The sequence below is a fragment of the Bradyrhizobium sp. P5_C12 genome (assembly GCF_054049735.1).
The window spans coordinates 129,399-144,845 of sequence record NZ_JBFULU010000013.1 but is presented as its reverse complement, the minus strand read 5'-3'; the positions used below and the strand labels follow the sequence as shown (position 1 = coordinate 144,845).

The 15,447-nt window shown below is 64.1% G+C and carries 15 protein-coding genes and 2 pseudogenes; 9 read left to right on the top strand and 8 right to left on the bottom strand.

Annotated features, from left to right (window positions below; all coding sequences use genetic code 11):
• Positions 1-19: 19 nt before the first annotated feature.
• The 3 genes from ACXJMY_RS14775 to ACXJMY_RS14765 all read right to left on the bottom strand — a co-directional run bounded on the left by ACXJMY_RS14775 (position 20) and on the right by ACXJMY_RS14765 (position 4,987).
• A complete protein-coding gene (locus ACXJMY_RS14775) occupies positions 20-3,463 on the bottom strand; it encodes a helicase-related protein (RefSeq protein WP_456620074.1) in 3,444 nt (1,147 codons plus the stop codon).
• A 55-nt stretch (positions 3,464-3,518) separates the two neighbouring features.
• The gene (locus ACXJMY_RS14770; protein WP_456620073.1) at positions 3,519-3,722 is read right to left on the bottom strand and encodes a hypothetical protein; all 204 of its coding nucleotides are present in this window, start codon (positions 3,720-3,722) and stop codon (positions 3,519-3,521) included.
• A gap of 479 nt (positions 3,723-4,201) precedes the next feature.
• Positions 4,202-4,987: a DUF3108 domain-containing protein gene (locus ACXJMY_RS14765; protein WP_456620072.1), complete on the bottom strand. Its 786-nt coding sequence runs from the start codon at positions 4,985-4,987 to the stop codon at positions 4,202-4,204.
• Positions 4,988-5,572: 585 nt separating this feature from the next.
• On the opposite strand from ACXJMY_RS14765, the gene rpmB reads away from it, so the two are divergent.
• From rpmB to ACXJMY_RS14740, 5 genes are all read left to right on the top strand, one after another.
• Positions 5,573-5,884: a 50S ribosomal protein L28 gene (gene rpmB / locus ACXJMY_RS14760; protein WP_456620071.1), complete on the top strand. Its 312-nt coding sequence runs from the start codon at positions 5,573-5,575 to the stop codon at positions 5,882-5,884.
• 341 nt (positions 5,885-6,225) lie between these two features.
• Positions 6,226-6,915, top strand: a complete 690-nt coding sequence (locus tag ACXJMY_RS14755) for a hypothetical protein (RefSeq protein WP_456620070.1) — start codon at positions 6,226-6,228, stop codon at positions 6,913-6,915.
• Positions 6,912-8,099, top strand: coding sequence for a hypothetical protein (locus tag ACXJMY_RS14750; protein ID WP_456620069.1), 1,188 nt, complete (start codon positions 6,912-6,914; stop codon positions 8,097-8,099). The genes ACXJMY_RS14755 and ACXJMY_RS14750 overlap by 4 nt, the downstream gene beginning before the upstream one ends.
• A gap of 223 nt (positions 8,100-8,322) precedes the next feature.
• The gene (locus ACXJMY_RS14745) at positions 8,323-8,559 is read left to right on the top strand and encodes a hypothetical protein (protein WP_212247045.1); all 237 of its coding nucleotides are present in this window, start codon (positions 8,323-8,325) and stop codon (positions 8,557-8,559) included.
• On the top strand, positions 8,556-9,098 hold the full coding sequence (locus ACXJMY_RS14740; protein ID WP_456620068.1) for a hypothetical protein: 543 nt from the start codon (positions 8,556-8,558) through the stop codon (positions 9,096-9,098). Before ACXJMY_RS14745 ends, ACXJMY_RS14740 begins: the two co-directional genes overlap by 4 nt.
• A 54-nt stretch (positions 9,099-9,152) precedes the next feature.
• On the opposite strand, the pseudogene ACXJMY_RS14735 reads toward ACXJMY_RS14740, so the two are convergent.
• A pseudogene (locus ACXJMY_RS14735) lies at positions 9,153-9,301 on the bottom strand (DUF1488 domain-containing protein); the annotation flags it as partial.
• 119 nt (positions 9,302-9,420) lie between these two features.
• On the opposite strand from ACXJMY_RS14735, the gene ACXJMY_RS14730 reads away from it, so the two are divergent.
• Together ACXJMY_RS14730 and ftsZ are read left to right on the top strand one after the other, a co-directional pair.
• Positions 9,421-9,933 carry a hypothetical protein gene (locus ACXJMY_RS14730; RefSeq protein ID WP_456620067.1) on the top strand — a complete coding sequence of 171 codons (513 nt, stop codon included), beginning with the start codon at positions 9,421-9,423 and terminating at the stop codon, positions 9,931-9,933.
• Positions 9,934-9,993: 60 nt separating this feature from the next.
• A pseudogene (gene ftsZ, locus ACXJMY_RS14725) lies at positions 9,994-10,935 on the top strand (cell division protein FtsZ); the annotation flags it as partial.
• Between the two features lie 600 nt (positions 10,936-11,535).
• Here the strand turns inward: ftsZ and ACXJMY_RS14720 are convergent.
• The 4 genes from ACXJMY_RS14720 to ACXJMY_RS14705 all read right to left on the bottom strand — a co-directional run bounded on the left by ACXJMY_RS14720 (position 11,536) and on the right by ACXJMY_RS14705 (position 13,396).
• Positions 11,536-12,321 (bottom strand): hypothetical protein, encoded by a 786-nt coding sequence (locus ACXJMY_RS14720; RefSeq protein ID WP_456620066.1) that lies wholly within the window; start codon positions 12,319-12,321, stop codon positions 11,536-11,538.
• Positions 12,322-12,347: 26 nt separating this feature from the next.
• Positions 12,348-12,626: a DUF1488 domain-containing protein gene (locus tag ACXJMY_RS14715; RefSeq protein WP_456620065.1), complete on the bottom strand. Its 279-nt coding sequence runs from the start codon at positions 12,624-12,626 to the stop codon at positions 12,348-12,350.
• A gap of 185 nt (positions 12,627-12,811) precedes the next feature.
• A complete protein-coding gene (locus ACXJMY_RS14710) occupies positions 12,812-13,108 on the bottom strand; it encodes a hypothetical protein (RefSeq protein ID WP_456620064.1) in 297 nt (98 codons plus the stop codon).
• A gap of 21 nt (positions 13,109-13,129) precedes the next feature.
• A complete protein-coding gene (locus tag ACXJMY_RS14705) occupies positions 13,130-13,396 on the bottom strand; it encodes a hypothetical protein (protein WP_456620063.1) in 267 nt (88 codons plus the stop codon).
• A 53-nt stretch (positions 13,397-13,449) separates the two neighbouring features.
• On the opposite strand from ACXJMY_RS14705, the gene ACXJMY_RS14700 reads away from it, so the two are divergent.
• Positions 13,450-13,785 (top strand): hypothetical protein, encoded by a 336-nt coding sequence (locus ACXJMY_RS14700; protein ID WP_456620062.1) that lies wholly within the window; start codon positions 13,450-13,452, stop codon positions 13,783-13,785.
• 243 nt (positions 13,786-14,028) lie between these two features.
• Positions 14,029-15,345, top strand: coding sequence for a DUF2235 domain-containing protein (locus ACXJMY_RS14695; protein ID WP_456620061.1), 1,317 nt, complete (start codon positions 14,029-14,031; stop codon positions 15,343-15,345).
• The last annotated feature ends 102 nt before the right edge of the window (positions 15,346-15,447 follow it).

Sequence of the window (15,447 nt, the reverse complement as noted above, 5' to 3'; positions counted from 1 at the left end):
CCGCACTTCGCTTGAAACGCTATTCCTTGCGCCCCGCGAGCTGCTCCTTCAGCGCAGCGAGCTTGGCAAACGGCGAATTCGGATCGATCGGGCGATCGCGCTCGCGCGGGTTGGCGCTGGAGGCGTAGGGACGCAGCGACGGCCCGCCCTGGCGGTCGCGGCCCTTGTCGCGGTCGCGGCCACGATTGTCGCGGCCCTTGTCGCGATCGCCACCGAACTTGCCCTTGTTGCGATCGCGATCCTTGTCGCGATCCTTGCCCTGATCCCGACCCTGGAAGCTGCGGTTCTTGTCGTCACGCCCCTCCTGGCGCGGCGCGCCTTCGGCGCCACCCTCGCGGGGCTTGCGGAAATCCTTGCCGCCATCCCTGCCAGCGTCCCTGCGATGACCACCGCCGTGGCGATGCCGCTGCTCGCGCTTCTCGCCGTCGGCGGCCTGCGCCGCTTCGCCTTCCGCGGGCGCAGCACTGGCCTGCGCGCCGTCCTGGGCGCGCGGCTGATTGTGGTGACGCTGATGGCGATGGCGCTCGTGGCGCGGCTTGCGATCCTCGTGACGGCCGCCGGGACGCCAGACCTCGACCAGCTCGGGCTCGGCGGGCGTGGCTGCCGCCTCCACGGGCGCGGCTGCATCGGCCGATGCAGCGGCTTCCGTTGCGGCGGCCTCAGCGGGAGCGGCCTCGAGATCAGCCGTTTCGGCAGGTGCTGCGGTCGCTTCGGCCGGCGGCGCGATGCCGGGGGCATCTTCCGGCGTGACCGGGGCTTCGCTCGATGCTTCGAGCGCGGGCTCCTCATGGGCGGGCTCGTCGTGCTGCTCCATGCCGGGGGCGTCTTCGACGGTGACCGGCTCGGCGGCGGCTTCGATCGCGCTGTCCACGGGTGCCGCGGCGTCCTCGACCGGCGTCTCGGCGCTAGCCGCTTCGGTCGCAGCAGCTTCCGTCACAGCCTCGGCACCGGCCTCAACAGCCGGCGTCTCCGCGGCGGGCGCCGCGGGCTTCGGCGGCAGCGGCGCGCGCTTCTCCATGCGATAGCCGAGCGCGCGCAGCACCGAGGCGAAATCTTCACCGGCCGAGCCCGTGAGCGAGGTCATCGCCTGCGTCACCACGAAGCTGCGGCCGTCGAACGCGCCGGCGGGCTTGTCGCCCGGCGAATTCTCGCGCCAGGCCAGCGCCGGGCGGATCAGATCGGCGAGACGCTCCAGAATGTCGACGCGCACGGCGCGCTCGCCGGCCTGCTTGTAGCCGAGCACGCGATAGGCATCGCGCGGCAGTTGCTTGTCGACCGGGAACGAGGTGCGGCCCGAGCTTGCCAAATGCTGCGCGCCGGACAGCGACGAGAGATCGACATTGTCCTGCTTCAGCGCCCACAGCAGTGCGGCGAGCGCGCGCGCGGCGGGCTTCAGGAGGCCGGGGAAATAGATGTGATAAGCGCCGAAGCGGACGCCGTATTTGCGCAGCGTCGCGCGCGAGGGCTGGTCGAGATCCTTCAGCTCATTGGCGATCTTCGGCCGCTCCAGCACGCCGAGCGCCTCGACCAGCTGATATGCGATGCCGCGGGCAATGCCGGTGACGTCAGCCGCCTTCGACAGCTCGAACATCGGCCCGAGCAGCTTCTCGATATGCGTCTTGAGCCAGAGATCGAGCCGGGCCTGCACCTTGTCACGAGGAGCCCCGGTCAGGCGCTCGTCGGAGATGATGCGGATGCGCGGATGCAGCGCCTCCTCGGCGGCCGTCAGCCGCGCCACGGCGTCGCCGGTCCAGCGGATGGTGCCGTCGGACGTCAGCAGGAACTGCTCGTCGGGCGCGCCGCCCAGTTTCTCGGCACGCGCATTGATCTCGCCCGCGAGCACCGCTTGTGCGGCAGCCTGCAAGGCTTTCGCATCGGAGCCGGCTTCCGCCGCATCCGGTGCAAAGGTGAAGCCATCGAGACGGCCGATGACATGGCCTTCGACGATGACTTCGCCGGTCTTGCCGATTTCCGTATTCAAGCTCGTGTTCTCCCGCAGGCGGCGCATCAATACACTGGTCCGGCGATCAACGAAACGCTCAGTCAAGCGTTCATGGAGCGCATCCGATAATTTATTTTCGACCTCCCGCGCGATTCCCTGCCAATGTTCGGGGTCCGCGAGCCAGTCCGGCCGGTTGGCGACGAAGGTCCAGGTGCGGATCTGCGCGATCCGGCCCGACAGCGTGTCGATGTCGCCGTCGATGCGGTCGGCCTGGTCGATCTGGGCCGCGAACCAGGCATCGGGAATGCGGCCTTTCTGCATCAAAAAGCCGTACAGCGTCGTCACGAGCTCGGCGTGGGCCGCCGGCGACAGCTTTCGGTAATCCGGGACCTGGCAGGCCTCCCACAGCCGTTCCACCGCGGCCTTGCCATGTGCGGTATCGCGCACATCGGCATCGCGGGCGGCGTGGTCGAGCACGCGCATGTCCTCGGCGATCGGCGCGCGCGTCAGCGCCTCATGGCCGGGGGCGAGGTTCAGCGACACCTGGAGCGCGCCGAGGGAGGAGAAATCCAGCTTCGAATTGCGCCATTGCAGCATCTTCACGCTGTCGAAGGTGTGGTTCTGGAGCGCGTTGACGAGCTCGGGCTCGAACGGTGCGCAGCGGCCTGTCGTCCCGAACGTTCCGTTCCGCGTGGCGCGGCCGGCGCGGCCGGCGATCTGGGCGAATTCGGACGGTGTCAGGCGGCGGAACTGGTAGCCGTCGAACTTGCGGTCGGAGGCAAACGCGACGTGATCGACGTCGAGATTGAGGCCCATGCCGACCGCATCGGTGGCGACGAGATAATCGACGTCGCCGTTCTGGAACATCGACACTTGCGCATTTCTGGTGCGCGGCGACAGCGAGCCGAGCACCACGGCGGCGCCGCCGTGCTGGCGGCGGATCAGCTCGGCGATGGCGTAGACCTCGTCGGCGGAGAACGCGACGATCGCGGTGCGGCGCGGCTGGCGCGTGATCTTGCGGTCGCCGGCGAATTCGAGGCTCGACAGCCGCGGCCGCGTGATCATGGAGACGCCGGGCAACAGCCGCTCGATAATGGGGCGCATCGTCGCGGCGCCGAGCAGCAGCGTCTCGTCGCGGCCGCGGCGGTTGAGGATGCGGTCGGTGAAGACGTGGCCGCGTTCGAGATCGGAGGCGATCTGGACCTCGTCGACGGCGAGGAAGGAGACGTCGAGGTCGCGCGGCATCGCCTCGACCGTAGAGACCCAATAGCGCGGGTTCTTCGGCTTGATCTTCTCCTCGCCGGTGATCAGCGCGACGGACTCGGGGCCGGCGCGATCGGCGATCTTGTTATAGACCTCGCGCGCGAGCAGCCGCAGCGGCAGGCCGATCACGCCGGAGGAATGCGCGAGCATCCGCTCGATGGCGAGATGGGTCTTGCCGGTGTTGGTCGGCCCGAGCACTGCGGTGACGCCGGCGCCTGGCAGCCGCTCGGAAGCGAAGGGGGAAGAGGAAAAGGCCATGTCCAGGGATTAGGTAGTGGCGATTGGGGCGAATGTCAGTGCTGTTTGGGGCGGGTCAGCGGTAGGACCCGTCGGCCATGTCTCCGAACGCTGCGTCGAAGCCACGTTTTCCGCTGTCATGCCCCGGCTTGACCGGGGCATCGAGTACGCCGCGGCCTGTCCGCTCAACCACAGCCGCCTCGGCGTACTGGTTCGCCCGGTCAAGCCGGGCGATGACACCGGTGGTGGTGTGGGAGCGGTTTCCAAAAATCCCGCGCAACTGTCTCACTTTGCGACGCTTTTCCCGTTGGCCTTAAGCTTCGGAACGACTCTAGAACGAATCGCGGCCGAATCGCTGACTCGCCCCTGAGTCCTGTTCCGTTCACGCAACATGTCGCGGGACCCTGTGTTTCATCGCACTAGATGGAGTTTTGGGTTGCCGCACAAGCGCCGATTTGATGACAGGTTCCTTAAAATTGGGGACGGCGCGGAGTCGAATCAGAATCGGGGAGGAGTCAAATGGATTCACGGGCCGGCTGACCCCTCCAGAGCAAAATCGCGAAAACAACCCCATGCACAGTAGAAGCGGCTGGGCGGATGAATCGTGGGGTGGCGGCGGGTAAGGTGTTGGCGCGGTGTGGTAAAACTCTCTCGAAACGACGGGGGTTCGTAGCCCGTATGGAGCGGAGCGGAATACGGGGAGCCGAAGCAAAGAATCCCGGATTGCGCTGCGCTCCATCCGGGCTACGGCAGCTCCGCCTACTGCGTCTTGGCCACTCTTGGCGGCTGGGCGACGGTGACGAAGCTGGTGGCTTCCAGCATCGCCGGGCCGAGCGGCGTCGGCACTTTCAGCCAGAACGGGACCAGGATGCGGGTGCCCGCGACGGGGGCGAAGGCGATCTCGATGTTGCGCTGGGCGGCGAGGTATTTGATCACGGGGCGGTCGGGGATGTAGCCGGCGACCGGCACGAAATACAGCGAGCAGACCACGACCGGGCCGTGATAGCCCTTCTCCGCCTTGACGTTTTCCATGCGCTTGAAATCGAGCTTGAGGTCGTAGCGCATGCGGCCGTCGAACACCGGCGCGGAATTGTGGCAGGCCTCCGCCGACAAGGGATCGCCGGTGCCGGGCACGCGCAGCAGCGAGGCCGTCATCGGATCCCAGATGCCGCGGCGATGCGCCTCGGTGACGACGATGCGGTCGGCATCGACCGGCGGCTCCGGCACGATGGCAAAATCCTTCACATTGCCCTTGTCGAGCGTGATGCGGATCTCTTCGGTCTTCTTCGAGGTGGTGGTGGAGGCCTGGTAGCCGGTCGCGACCAGCGCGCCGTTGACCACCCGCCCTTGGCTAGCGCCGGTGCCGGACCCGCCCGCGAAGGACTTCAAAAGCCCCGTGGTGCCGCCGGCGGCGGCTGAGGCGAACACGTCGTCCTGGATGTCGATGTTCCAGGCGCCCCGGCCGACGGGAATGCCGGCCAGCGTCGCCTCATACTGCGCCTCGAGCTTGCCCTGGGCTGCCGCGGGCTTCGCCCCCCAAAACATGGCCAGCCCGCAAAGGGCCGCCAAAGCCAGCCGGCCAGCAGCATGCAGCCGGGGCAGATGAGGGGTCAGGGTGTCCACGAAATCATTCCGATGGGCCGTCAGGCCTTGTTACTTAAGTCAAAAATCACGGCAAACAATGCGTCCGGGCCCAGGGCTTGCGGAACTTAAGTGGGGTTTTCACCAGTGAATACGCCCTTTATGTGATGGTAAGGCGCTTTAAACACTGCCGTTTTGGTGATCGGGGCGCGACTTTTTCCCGCGCTCCGCTGCCCCTTCCCCCTCGCCCCGCTTGCGGGGTCGCGACGAGCTTCGCTCGCGCTGAGAGGGTTGGGGTGAGGGGGGCTCTCCCCGGGGACGGTGAGAGCTGCCCTCGCGGAGACTCCCCCTCACCCGGAATCCGCGCTAATCGCGCGCATTCCGGCCTGTCCCCGCACGCGGGGAGAGGCGAAACGGGCCCCGGTCGCCTTGACTGTCCGCCGCTTCCCCCCTATACGTCCGCCGCTCCCTGCAAGGACAGAGAATTTGCCCCCGTGGCGCCCCGGATGGCGGCCGCAAATCATTGGGGGAAAGATTGAGGATTTTGACATGTCTCGCCGCTGCGAACTGACGGCCAAGGGCCCCCAGGTCGGCCACAAGGTCAGCCACTCCAACATCAAGACCAAGCGCCGCTTCCTGCCGAACCTGGTCAACGTGACCTTCATCAGCGAAGCCCTGGAGCGCAACGTGCGCCTGCGCGTCTCCACCAACGCGGTCAAGAGCGTCGACCACAATGGCGGCCTCGACGCCTTCCTGCTCAAGGCCAAGGCCGACGCCCTGTCGCCGCGCGCCCTCGAGCTGAAGCGCGCCATCCAGAAAAAGGTCGGTCCGACGACCGCGCCGGTCAAGAAGGCCAGCTAAGCGGATTTTTTCGAATAGGGCGGGGGCTAAGTTGCGTCGCGTGGCGTAGGCTTAGCCAAGTAGAGTTTTGCGTGACGGCCGGATCGGAAGATCCGGCCGTTTTTGTTTGCGACTCAAAGCCAACTCGACGCCAATCACAACTCTGGCGCGCACGGCGCAGCGCGGCTATTCTCAAAATTGCGAGCACTTTTTTTATCTGACATTTCGATGAGGGAAAATTGACTAGAGATCTTAGACCGCGCAGCGGTCGACCCGCGCACGACGAACTCTCAGAATTTGTCCAACACCTTCCTGCGCCAACGAAGATTCTCGGTCTAACGCATATTACTAGCAGCTATTTGTTGAGGGATCTCATCACCGCAGGACGAATAGAAGCATACGAAAAATGCTCTGTCTTGGGTGAGCTTGTCACTTATGCGTTTTACGGGCGCGCAGCTTTTCGCGGGAAATTTGAATTCGCACCAACTACTTTGTCGGCTCTATTTCCGTCCGTCCTCATACTAGATCCAGCGACGGTTCCAACTCCGGCGTACGTTTTTCCGTTCGACAGCGGCGCCTTTGTCGATAACATGATGGACGCGTTCCTTCATCCTTACATGCCTCTGTTCGACTTTCTTCTCGCACCAGACATACAGTCTGCTGCCAAACTCGTAACCGCCGTATTCGGCACCAATGAGAACTTCCTTCGTAACACCCCCCTAATGACCTTCGATGTTCCTAGTTCGAATTTCGAAGCGGATTGTTACAAGAAACTGGCGCTGGCAAACGGCGCGACCTCATCTGGCGATCTTGACGATCGTGCATCGACACCCGAAATCATCTTTAAGGATGCGATCGAGTTGCGAAAAAGCGTTGTAGCTGCGGTGCTGCCAGACACGCTCGCTGCAGATGCCAAGATCGGCGGCGCGCTAAGAGCTTTTGACGTAGACGTGTATGACTACGTATGGACAAGCGGCAGCCGCCCTGGCGAGAATCACTTTGTGGTTCGGAATTTGATTCAGACCATCTACAGGCGTCAGGGTTGGTTATGACGAACGATAACTCACATCATCACCGCGACATGTTGCTCGACGAAGGCCTTGTAACATCGCTGGCCGTGCCGTTCTGGACGCAACCCGGATTCGCAATTCCTCTTGTCCGATCGCGCGCGGACAGTAACGTCGCTTACGTTCAACGCGTCGGCAGGAATCAGCGTATTGTCGGATTCGAGCTGTTCGAAGGCAGTTCAAACATCGTACCGGTTAGCGAGCCAAAAGAGGTTCGCGTTGGAGAGAAAGAACTATTTGCGTTGATCGACCCAAACGGAGAGCCACACACCGGCCCAAGAAACAAGCTTGCACCCATCGTACGGCAATGGGTTGGCCACATAGACACCCCGCTTGTTCGCATGAACTTCGCGCGGTTCTGTGGGAATGACGCTTTGGCGACACGCTCGGCGGCTGAAGCCGTCAGATCGAAGTCTCTAGAGCTGAAGAGCAAAGATGACGCTATTCTTTGGTTCGTCGATGCAGTTTTGATAATTGAGTTGTTGAACGTCCTAGCCGGCGCCCGCAACGCAAAAAGCCTACAGATTGAGGACGAATTATTGGGAAATTCGCTCCTTTCTGTGCAGCTCGATAAAGATCGCTTATCGATAGAACTTCCTGCTTTCCTTCTGGATCAAAAAGCAGGAGCAGTGAAGGGCTTCAAACTTGAGAAGTTGCTTCGATTTGCGCGGCAAGCCACCGGACGTGGCTTAGATCTAAAGAAGAAAGTTCAAGCGGGCCGAACTAAATCGTCTCGAGAGAAAGAGACGGAGCATCTTCGCTCGATTTCTGAGAACATTCGACAACTCTCAACACAGGAGAAACGTTTAGCACGGCTGATCCGTAGCCTTGTTATTGAGCCGCTTGGGCCGAAGCTTCTCGAGCACTACTCGGACAAAACAGTCTTCATGAAGAAGGCGCTCTTGCTGTTGCGCGAGGCTCTCGCACCCTGGCCCGCCAAGAAGCAGCTTGATCAGAAAATCGCAGCCGTCTTGCTGAATATCATTTCGACATCATATCCGCGGCAAAAAGGACGCCTGCTTCTGCAGCTCGCGCGTGAACTAAACGAATTCGAGCACATCTCGGCAGTGATCCGAAATATCGCAACCCACTCAAAGTCGCAGGATGTGATTCCGCTGCGAGACTCAATAGTGGAGGTGCTCTCACTTGGTTTCGAGAATCGTCGATGAATGTTTCTAGCCAACAACCCTCAGATTACGGGCAGCATAGCGACCATCGCCCAATTCTATCAGCGCTAACGCCGGAATTCGAACATATAGCCCCTTTGCCGCTATACTCGCCCCGGTAGCATCACCCGAAGACGCACCATCGTTGCCTGCGCATAACGGACACAACTCGGCGCCGCCACGATGTTGACATTTGTTAACACTCCCGCTATCTTCAGGTCTCCCCATGGCTGATCGGCCCAGGCATCCGCACAAGGAGATCGAGGCCGTTGTCGCGCACGCCGAGTCGATTGGTTGGCGGTGGCGCAAGATGGGGCATTGGGGGCGGCTGTTCTGCCCGCATGCCGGTCGTGATGGCTGCCAGGTCGGCGTGAACGGCACACCGAAGAACCCGGAGGACCACGCACGCCAAGTGATGCGGGCGATCGGGCGCTGCCCGCACGGAGGCGAGGAGGACAAGTGAAGAAATTCGAATTCAGCATCATTGCGTCCGGCCTCGATCCTGCGGCGGAAGATTTCGAGCAGCGTTTCTACGATGCCGGCTGCGACGACGCGGCGATCGCCTTCCAGAAGGGCCACATCATCGTCGATTTCACCCGGGAGGCGAAATCAGTCAGCGAGGCCATCGTCACGGCGGTGCAGAACGTGCAGGCCGCCGGCGCCCGCGTCGATCGCGTCGAGCCCGACCCGCTCGTCAGCCTCTCCGATATCGCCGCCCGAACCGGAATGACGCGCGCGGCGATGACGCAATATTCCAAGGGACAGCGAGCCAAGGATTTTCCCGCGCCGGTCGCCCGCGTGACGTCCGACAGCCCGCTGTGGGATTGGGCGGCGGTCGCAAAATGGCTGTTTCATCACGACAAGCTCAGCCGCGACGAGGCGATCGAGGCGGCCGCCGTGCGAGCGGCCAACGCGGCGATCGGATCGCGCACGGCCAAGCTCGAAGAGACCTTGAAGGGAAGCCTGAAAGCCTACGAGAAGGAACTCGACCGGGCCGCGTGAGGCGCGGGATCCCCGCCGGCTCGCCTGCTCTGCGCTCTGCGCGCCGCCCGCCCCCTACCCCCGAAAATCGATGCTCCGCAGCACGATCCCGGCGGCGTGCCCTCGAACTCCGTCGCCTGATATTTGTGTCCCGCTCGCGCTTCGATGCGGTCGCGCAGGCGGGTGAACTGGGCTTGGACCTGGTCGGGCCTGGCGCGCACGCCGGGCGGCTGGCCCCGCCCGCGTGTTAACCGTCCATTAACCAACGCAGCCTAGCCTGCTGTAATCGTCCAGCCATCATTAGCCCGAAATGCCTTCCCGGTTCGCTCCAGGAGAAGCGCCGATGTGCGTTGCGTTGTTGACGTATGCCGATCTCAGTGCCCGCCTCAATATCTCGCGCGAGGCCGCGCGTTCGCTTGCGAGACGTCGCCGGTTGCCGCGCTCGCGTTCGGATGATGGCAAAGCGCTGGTGAGCGTTGATGTCTCCGAACTCCGGTACGTGCCCCGCCCACGGCGTGGCCGCCAGGCAGACCCCATCGCCGCCTCCATGGCAAGGATCGAAGCGTTCAAGGCGGAGGCCTTCAAGGCGGAGGTCGCGCGGCTCGAAGCGGCAGCAACCGGCTACAGGGCGGATTTCGAGCGCGAGCGTGAGCGCGCCGATCGCCTGGCCGTCGAGCTCAAGCAGGCGGCTGCCGAGACGATGGCAGCCAATGCGTGGGCGGCACGACTGGAAGACGAAGTGGCGGCTCTGCGGAGCGGTCGCCGGGCCGGCGGCGCGATCGCGGGACAAGCCGCGCTTCGATTGGGACATCTGGCCGCGGCCATCGTGGGCGCAGACCGCGCGGCCTGCAGGTAGCACTCGAACCTTTCTCCATCCCCGGCCTGCCGGAGCAACCACGAGGAAAGAATCACTGGCATGACCGATATTCGTGAAATGAAGGCGCGCATTGTCGTGTTCGGGGTCGGCGGCGCCGGCGGCAATGCCGTCAACAACATGATCACGGCCGGGCTGGAAGGGGTCGACTTCGTCGTCGCCAATACCGACGCGCAGGCTCTGACCATGTCGAAGGCGCCGCGCCGCATCCAGCTGGGCACAAAGGTGACCGCAGGCCTTGGCGCCGGCTCGCAGCCCGAATTGGGACGCGCCGCAGCCGAGGAGGCTATCGATACGATCCGCGATCATTTGACCGGCGCGCACATGGTGTTCGTGACCGCCGGCATGGGCGGCGGTACCGGCACCGGGGCTGCACCCATCATCGCCAGGACTGCGCGCGAGCTCGGCATCCTCACGATCGGCGTGGTCACCAAGCCATTCTACTTCGAGGGCCAGCGCCGCATGCGCTTTGCCGAAGCCGGCATCGAGGAGTTGCTGAAGACAGTCGACACCCTGCTGATCATCCCGAACCAGAACCTGTTCCGGGTGGCCAGCGAGAAGACCACATTCGCCGATGCCTTTGCCCTTGCCGATCAGGTGCTTTATTCGGGCGTGGCCTGCATCAGCGACCTCATCGTCAAGGAAGGCCTGATCAATCTCGATTTTGCCGACGTTCTCTCCGTGATGCGCGAGAAGGGCAAGGCGATGATGGGACGGGGCGAGGCTTCCGGCGAGAAACGCGTGCTCGCCGCCGCCGTGGCCGCAATTTCCAATCCATTGATCGAGAACCCCTCGATCAAGCGCGCCAGCGGCCTCATCATCTCCATCACCGGCGGGCGGGATCTCATGCTGTTCGAAGTCGACGAAGCTGCGACCCGCATTCGCGACGAGGCGGACCCGGACGCCAACATCATCGTCGGCGCGTCGTTCGATGAAAGCCTCGAAGGCATCGTCCGCGTCTCGGTGGTGGCGACCGGAATCGACAATGTTGATCCGGCGCAGCAGACGCAACCGGCGGAAACCTCACTCACGCAGCTCGCCGGCAGGCTGCGCAACGACAGCCGCCGCATCGCCGATCGCATCGAGCGCGGTGCACCGCTTCCGCAAGTGGAAAGCCCGCCGCTTCGCCCCGAGGCCGGCCGATCCGCGAGGCCACCGGCAACGCCGAATGCTGAATATGCGCGCCATACAGCTTCTCAGCCGCTCGATCCCTACGGCCGCTCCTCTCCGCGCAATGCGACCGACGAGGACACTCTCGATATCCCGGCCTTCCTGCGTCGCGCCGGCAACTGAGCTGGTCGCAAGCACCAGCACCTGGACCGCTGTCCAGCCCGTCATGCCCGGCCTTGTGCCGGGCATCCACGTCTCTGCTCCAACCAGGCAAGAAAGGCGTGGATGGCCGGGTCATAGGCGAGCGAAAGCGACGCCGTCCTTCGGACGGCCATGGCGAGCGGAAGCGACGCCGTCCTTCGGACGGCTAGGCCCGGCCATGACGAAAAGTGGGTCACTTCACGCGGTTAGAAAGTCCCTGAAAATGCTGGCTGCATTTCGGTCAGGCCCTGAGCAGCGCAGCGCGCCGGTTTTTCACGCGGCCGTGCTGCGCGGGCCCTCCGCTGCTTCCTTTTTTTCCGTCTCCTTGTCACGGGACAGCCATGCCGGGAATCGAAGCAGGCGCTCGTTGTTGTCTTTTGGCAGTTCGACGGGCGGTACGATGGGCGCTTCATTGGCCGAACTCGGGAGGTCCAGTGCAGCGTGGCCGACGCGCACCGCATCCGCGCGCTGATCCAGTTCGCGCAACACCGGATCGATGACGTTGTCGATTTCGGCCGCCACCGATAACAGGAAGCTGTTGAGCTCGCGGGCCTCGGGCACAACTGCCGCAGCCTGCTCGATCGCCCTGCAGAGACCATCGACAACAGGTGCAAACGCGCTCCCGGCCTGTTTGATTCGGGTTTTGATCGCTTCGATTTCGCCGAGGACGCGATCACGCTCCCGCCTGTTCTTCTCCTCCGAAAGGCGGGCTTCGATTTCGGCGATCTGAGCCGTCAGGGTCGCGGCTTCGGATGCAAGAGCATCGCGTCGTCCGCGCGCGCGATCGAGATCGCGACTGAGATTGTCCACTAAGTCGTCCTTTCCGAACATTGCTCTGCTCCCTAGGACAGCCGCAACGCGAACCGTCAGCCTGGCAACCGAACGAATGGCCGGATCGGCCAAAACAGGCAGCAACTTCAGTCGCGTCACATGGGCCGACATGGTGATCCCCCAATCGTCCACATTAGGCGACCGCATGGTTAACAAGAGGTTAATTTCAACAGCTGATGCGGCAACGGGGCCCGCGGATGCAATCGAAAACGCGCGAAGCTTGCGCACGCTCGGGTTCGAACCGTCGCTACCCCCTACCCCCGAAAATCAATGCTCCGCAGCACGATTCCCGGCGGCGTGCCCTCGAACTCCGTCGCGCGGTACTTGCTCGCCGCTCGCGCCTCGATGCGGTCGCGCAGGCGGGTGAACTGGGCTTCGCGGTGCTCGGGGCGGGCCTGCGGGCCGCGCTCGAGATAGTCCATCGCGGAGGTCGAGATCGCGCAGGCGATCTCCTTCGGCCCGTCCTGCATCGAGAACTGCACGATACCCCGGTCCTGTTCGTAGCCGACGAAGCGGCTGCTCGTGAGCGTCATGGCTTACTCCCTTACGCGATTGCTCCCGGCGCGGTCGCCGCTTGGCTCCAACGCCCCCCAAGCCCGTAGGCCGGGATCCGTGACCCGGTCGGCTTTGTCGCAGCACGCTGTGACACGCGCATCCCTGACAACTCGCTCCGGCGCTTATGGGTCCTATTTTCGCAGGAAACGGCCGGAACCCGCCTTCAGCTCTCCCCGGACAGGCGGACGAAATCGTCGAACAGCGCCGCCACCAGCGCGCGGTGGCGGGTGTCTTCAGAGGGCAGGCTCGCGGCATAGAGGTTGAGCAGATGGCGCGCCTTCACCGCGGCCTCCGGCCACGACATCGCCGGCACCGTCATCATGCGGTTTTCGAGATCGGCCTCGCGCTCGCGCAGTTCCCTGACATGGGACTCGACCTCGGCCAGCGCGCGGCGCAGATCGGTCGCCTTCTGGGCGGCCATGCCGCGATGCTTGTCGAGATCGACCGGGTAATCACTCATGAGGCGCTTCCTGGGGAGCTTTCATGGCGCGGCGCTGGCATCGGCGGCCTGGGCGTTGGCGAGGTCGACCGAGCCGATCGACAGCATCTCCATCGCACCGGTGTGCGGGGCTTCGGTCGGCACCGTGATCATGGTGGCGATGCGGCGATAGGCCGAGAAGGTCAGGCCCTCGATCGTCTCCTCGTCGGTGACGACCTCGTAGGCGCCCGCGGGGAGCAGGCGCTCGATGCCGCGGATGCGGAACGGATGCTTGAAGGTGACGGTTTCCCGCCGCGAGCGGATGGTCATGCGCGCCTGCCTTTCGAGAAAGAGGGGCCCCAACCGACGCCGCAGTGCAAAGCATGCGCTCCTTTGGTGGCAATAGCCAACGCTTTCTGCCGCGGCATCGGCGCGCGCGCAGGCTTTGGGCTCGCTATCGGCGCGGTGCAGGCGTACGCTTGCCGAACCAATGCGCGTTCGACGGCATCGCGCGGCCATTGAAGGTCATTTGCGCGCCCGCCGCGCTAGTCGGCGAACTCGAACCTCCACAGGAGACGGACGTCATGGCCAAGGGACAGCAACGCAGCAATCGCGAGACCAAGAAGCCGAAGAAGGACAAAACCAAGGTGATCGCCGCGGCCCCGAGCCGCAAGGAAGCCGGCTGGCAGCCGGATTTCGGGCCGGCGAAGAAGAAGTAGGGCGCTCCTTCGCCTCTCCCCGCGTGCGGGGAGAGGCCGGAATTTGCGCCGCAAATTCCGGGTGAGGGGGACTCTCCACGAGTCCAACTCCCACCTTCCCCGGCGAGGCTCCCCCTCACCCCAACCCTCTCCCCGCAAGCGGGGCGAGGGAGCGGACCGCCGTCGCGGACACAGGCATCGTCTCCTCCCTGCCACGCTTTTCGGCTATACTCGCCCCGGTAGCATCACCGGGAGGGGCATACCGTGGAGCACGACCACAAGACCGAGCCGAGAAATCTCGTCATCTGCTGCGACGGCACCGGCAACGAGATCAGCGAGAACATCTCCAACGTCCTGAAACTGTATCGCTGCCTGCGCAAGACCGACAAGACGCGGCCGCGGCAGCTGGTGTTCTACGATCCCGGCGTCGGCACGGTGACGGAGCCGACCACGTGGCACCGCTGGAAGGCCAACATCAACCTGGTGCTGGGGCTCGCCACCGGCTACGGGCTCGATGACAACGTGCTGTCGGCCTATTGCTTCCTGATCGAGCACTATGCGCCGGGCGACAAGATCTATCTGTTCGGCTTCTCGCGCGGCGCCTACACGGTGCGGGTGCTGGCGGGGCTGATCCACAAGATCGGGCTGATCTCGCCGGAGCAGGCCAACCTCGCAGGCTCCGGCCTGGTCGCCTACAAGCAATATTCCGGCACCGGGCGCGGCAACGACATCGAGGACCTCAAGGACGTCGCCGTCGACGATCAGGGTCCGCTGCCGAAGGATGCGTTCGATCTCGCCGCCCAGTTCGCGCGCATCACCTCGACGCGCTGGCCGACCATCCATTTCATCGGGGTCTGGGACACGGTGGCGAGCGTGATCGTGCCGCGGCGCGACAACTTCTTCTTCCTGTTCAGCCTGGAGGAGCTCGCCTTCACGCGGCGCGATCCGAGCGTCAACATCTTCCGCCAGGCGATCGCGATCGACGAGCGGCGCCGCATGTTCCGCCTCAATAAGTACGAGGAGCCACAGGACTATTGGAGCAATCGCTATGTGCCCGACGAGAAGAAGGTGCCGCAGGACATCATGCAGGTGTGGTTCGCTGGCGTGCACTGCGACGTCGGCGGCGGCTATCCGGAGGCCGAGAGCGGGGAGTCCAAATATCCGTTGATCTGGATGATCGAGGAGGCGGCGAAAGCGGGCCTGAACTTCAACCCGCGCACCGTCAACCAGCTCGCCTGGGGCGTCCAGCGCGAGAACTCGCCGTTCACATACGTCCCGCCCGCCTACACCGGCAAGACGGGTGAGCTGCACAATTCGATGACGGCGGCCTGGCGCGCGCTGGAGTATGTGCCGAAGAGCGCGAAGTACAAGGAATGGCCGGAGCGGAAGGTTGTGCTCGGCTTCTACATCCCCGATTGCGAACCGCGCGTGATCCCCGAAGGCGCGCATGTGCACGAAAGCGTGCTGAAGCGGATGGCGGTGGAGCCGGGCTACCGGCCGGTGAACATGCCGAAGGACTATGTGACGGTGCCGATGCCGATGCAGGCGGGGGTGGAGGCGGCGGTGGGGACGACGGGGTGAGGAGGGGCTGGCGCGGCACTACCGGTGTCGTCCCGGCGTAGGCCGGGACCCATAACCACAGGGAGCGGTTTGGCGAAGACTGGTCGTTCGGGATTAGCCCTC

Excerpts from the sequence above, each read along its gene's own strand:
- ACXJMY_RS14775 (WP_456620074.1), bottom strand. The coding sequence starts at position 3,463 with ATGGCCTTTTCCTCTTCCCCCTTCGCTTCCGAGCGGCTGCCAGGCGCC.
- ACXJMY_RS14765 (WP_456620072.1), bottom strand. The coding sequence starts at position 4,987 with ATGTTTTGGGGGGCGAAGCCCGCGGCAGCCCAGGGCAAGCTCGAGGCG.
- rpmB (WP_456620071.1), top strand. The coding sequence starts at position 5,573 with ATGTCTCGCCGCTGCGAACTGACGGCCAAGGGCCCCCAGGTCGGCCAC.
- ACXJMY_RS14750 (WP_456620069.1), top strand. The coding sequence starts at position 6,912 with ATGACGAACGATAACTCACATCATCACCGCGACATGTTGCTCGACGAA.
- ACXJMY_RS14745 (WP_212247045.1), top strand. The coding sequence starts at position 8,323 with ATGGCTGATCGGCCCAGGCATCCGCACAAGGAGATCGAGGCCGTTGTC.
- ACXJMY_RS14730 (WP_456620067.1), top strand. The coding sequence starts at position 9,421 with ATGTGCGTTGCGTTGTTGACGTATGCCGATCTCAGTGCCCGCCTCAAT.
- ACXJMY_RS14715 (WP_456620065.1), bottom strand. The coding sequence starts at position 12,626 with ATGACGCTCACGAGCAGCCGCTTCGTCGGCTACGAACAGGACCGGGGT.
- ACXJMY_RS14710 (WP_456620064.1), bottom strand. The coding sequence starts at position 13,108 with ATGAGTGATTACCCGGTCGATCTCGACAAGCATCGCGGCATGGCCGCC.
- ACXJMY_RS14705 (WP_456620063.1), bottom strand. The coding sequence starts at position 13,396 with ATGACCATCCGCTCGCGGCGGGAAACCGTCACCTTCAAGCATCCGTTC.
- ACXJMY_RS14700 (WP_456620062.1), top strand. The coding sequence starts at position 13,450 with ATGCGCTCCTTTGGTGGCAATAGCCAACGCTTTCTGCCGCGGCATCGG.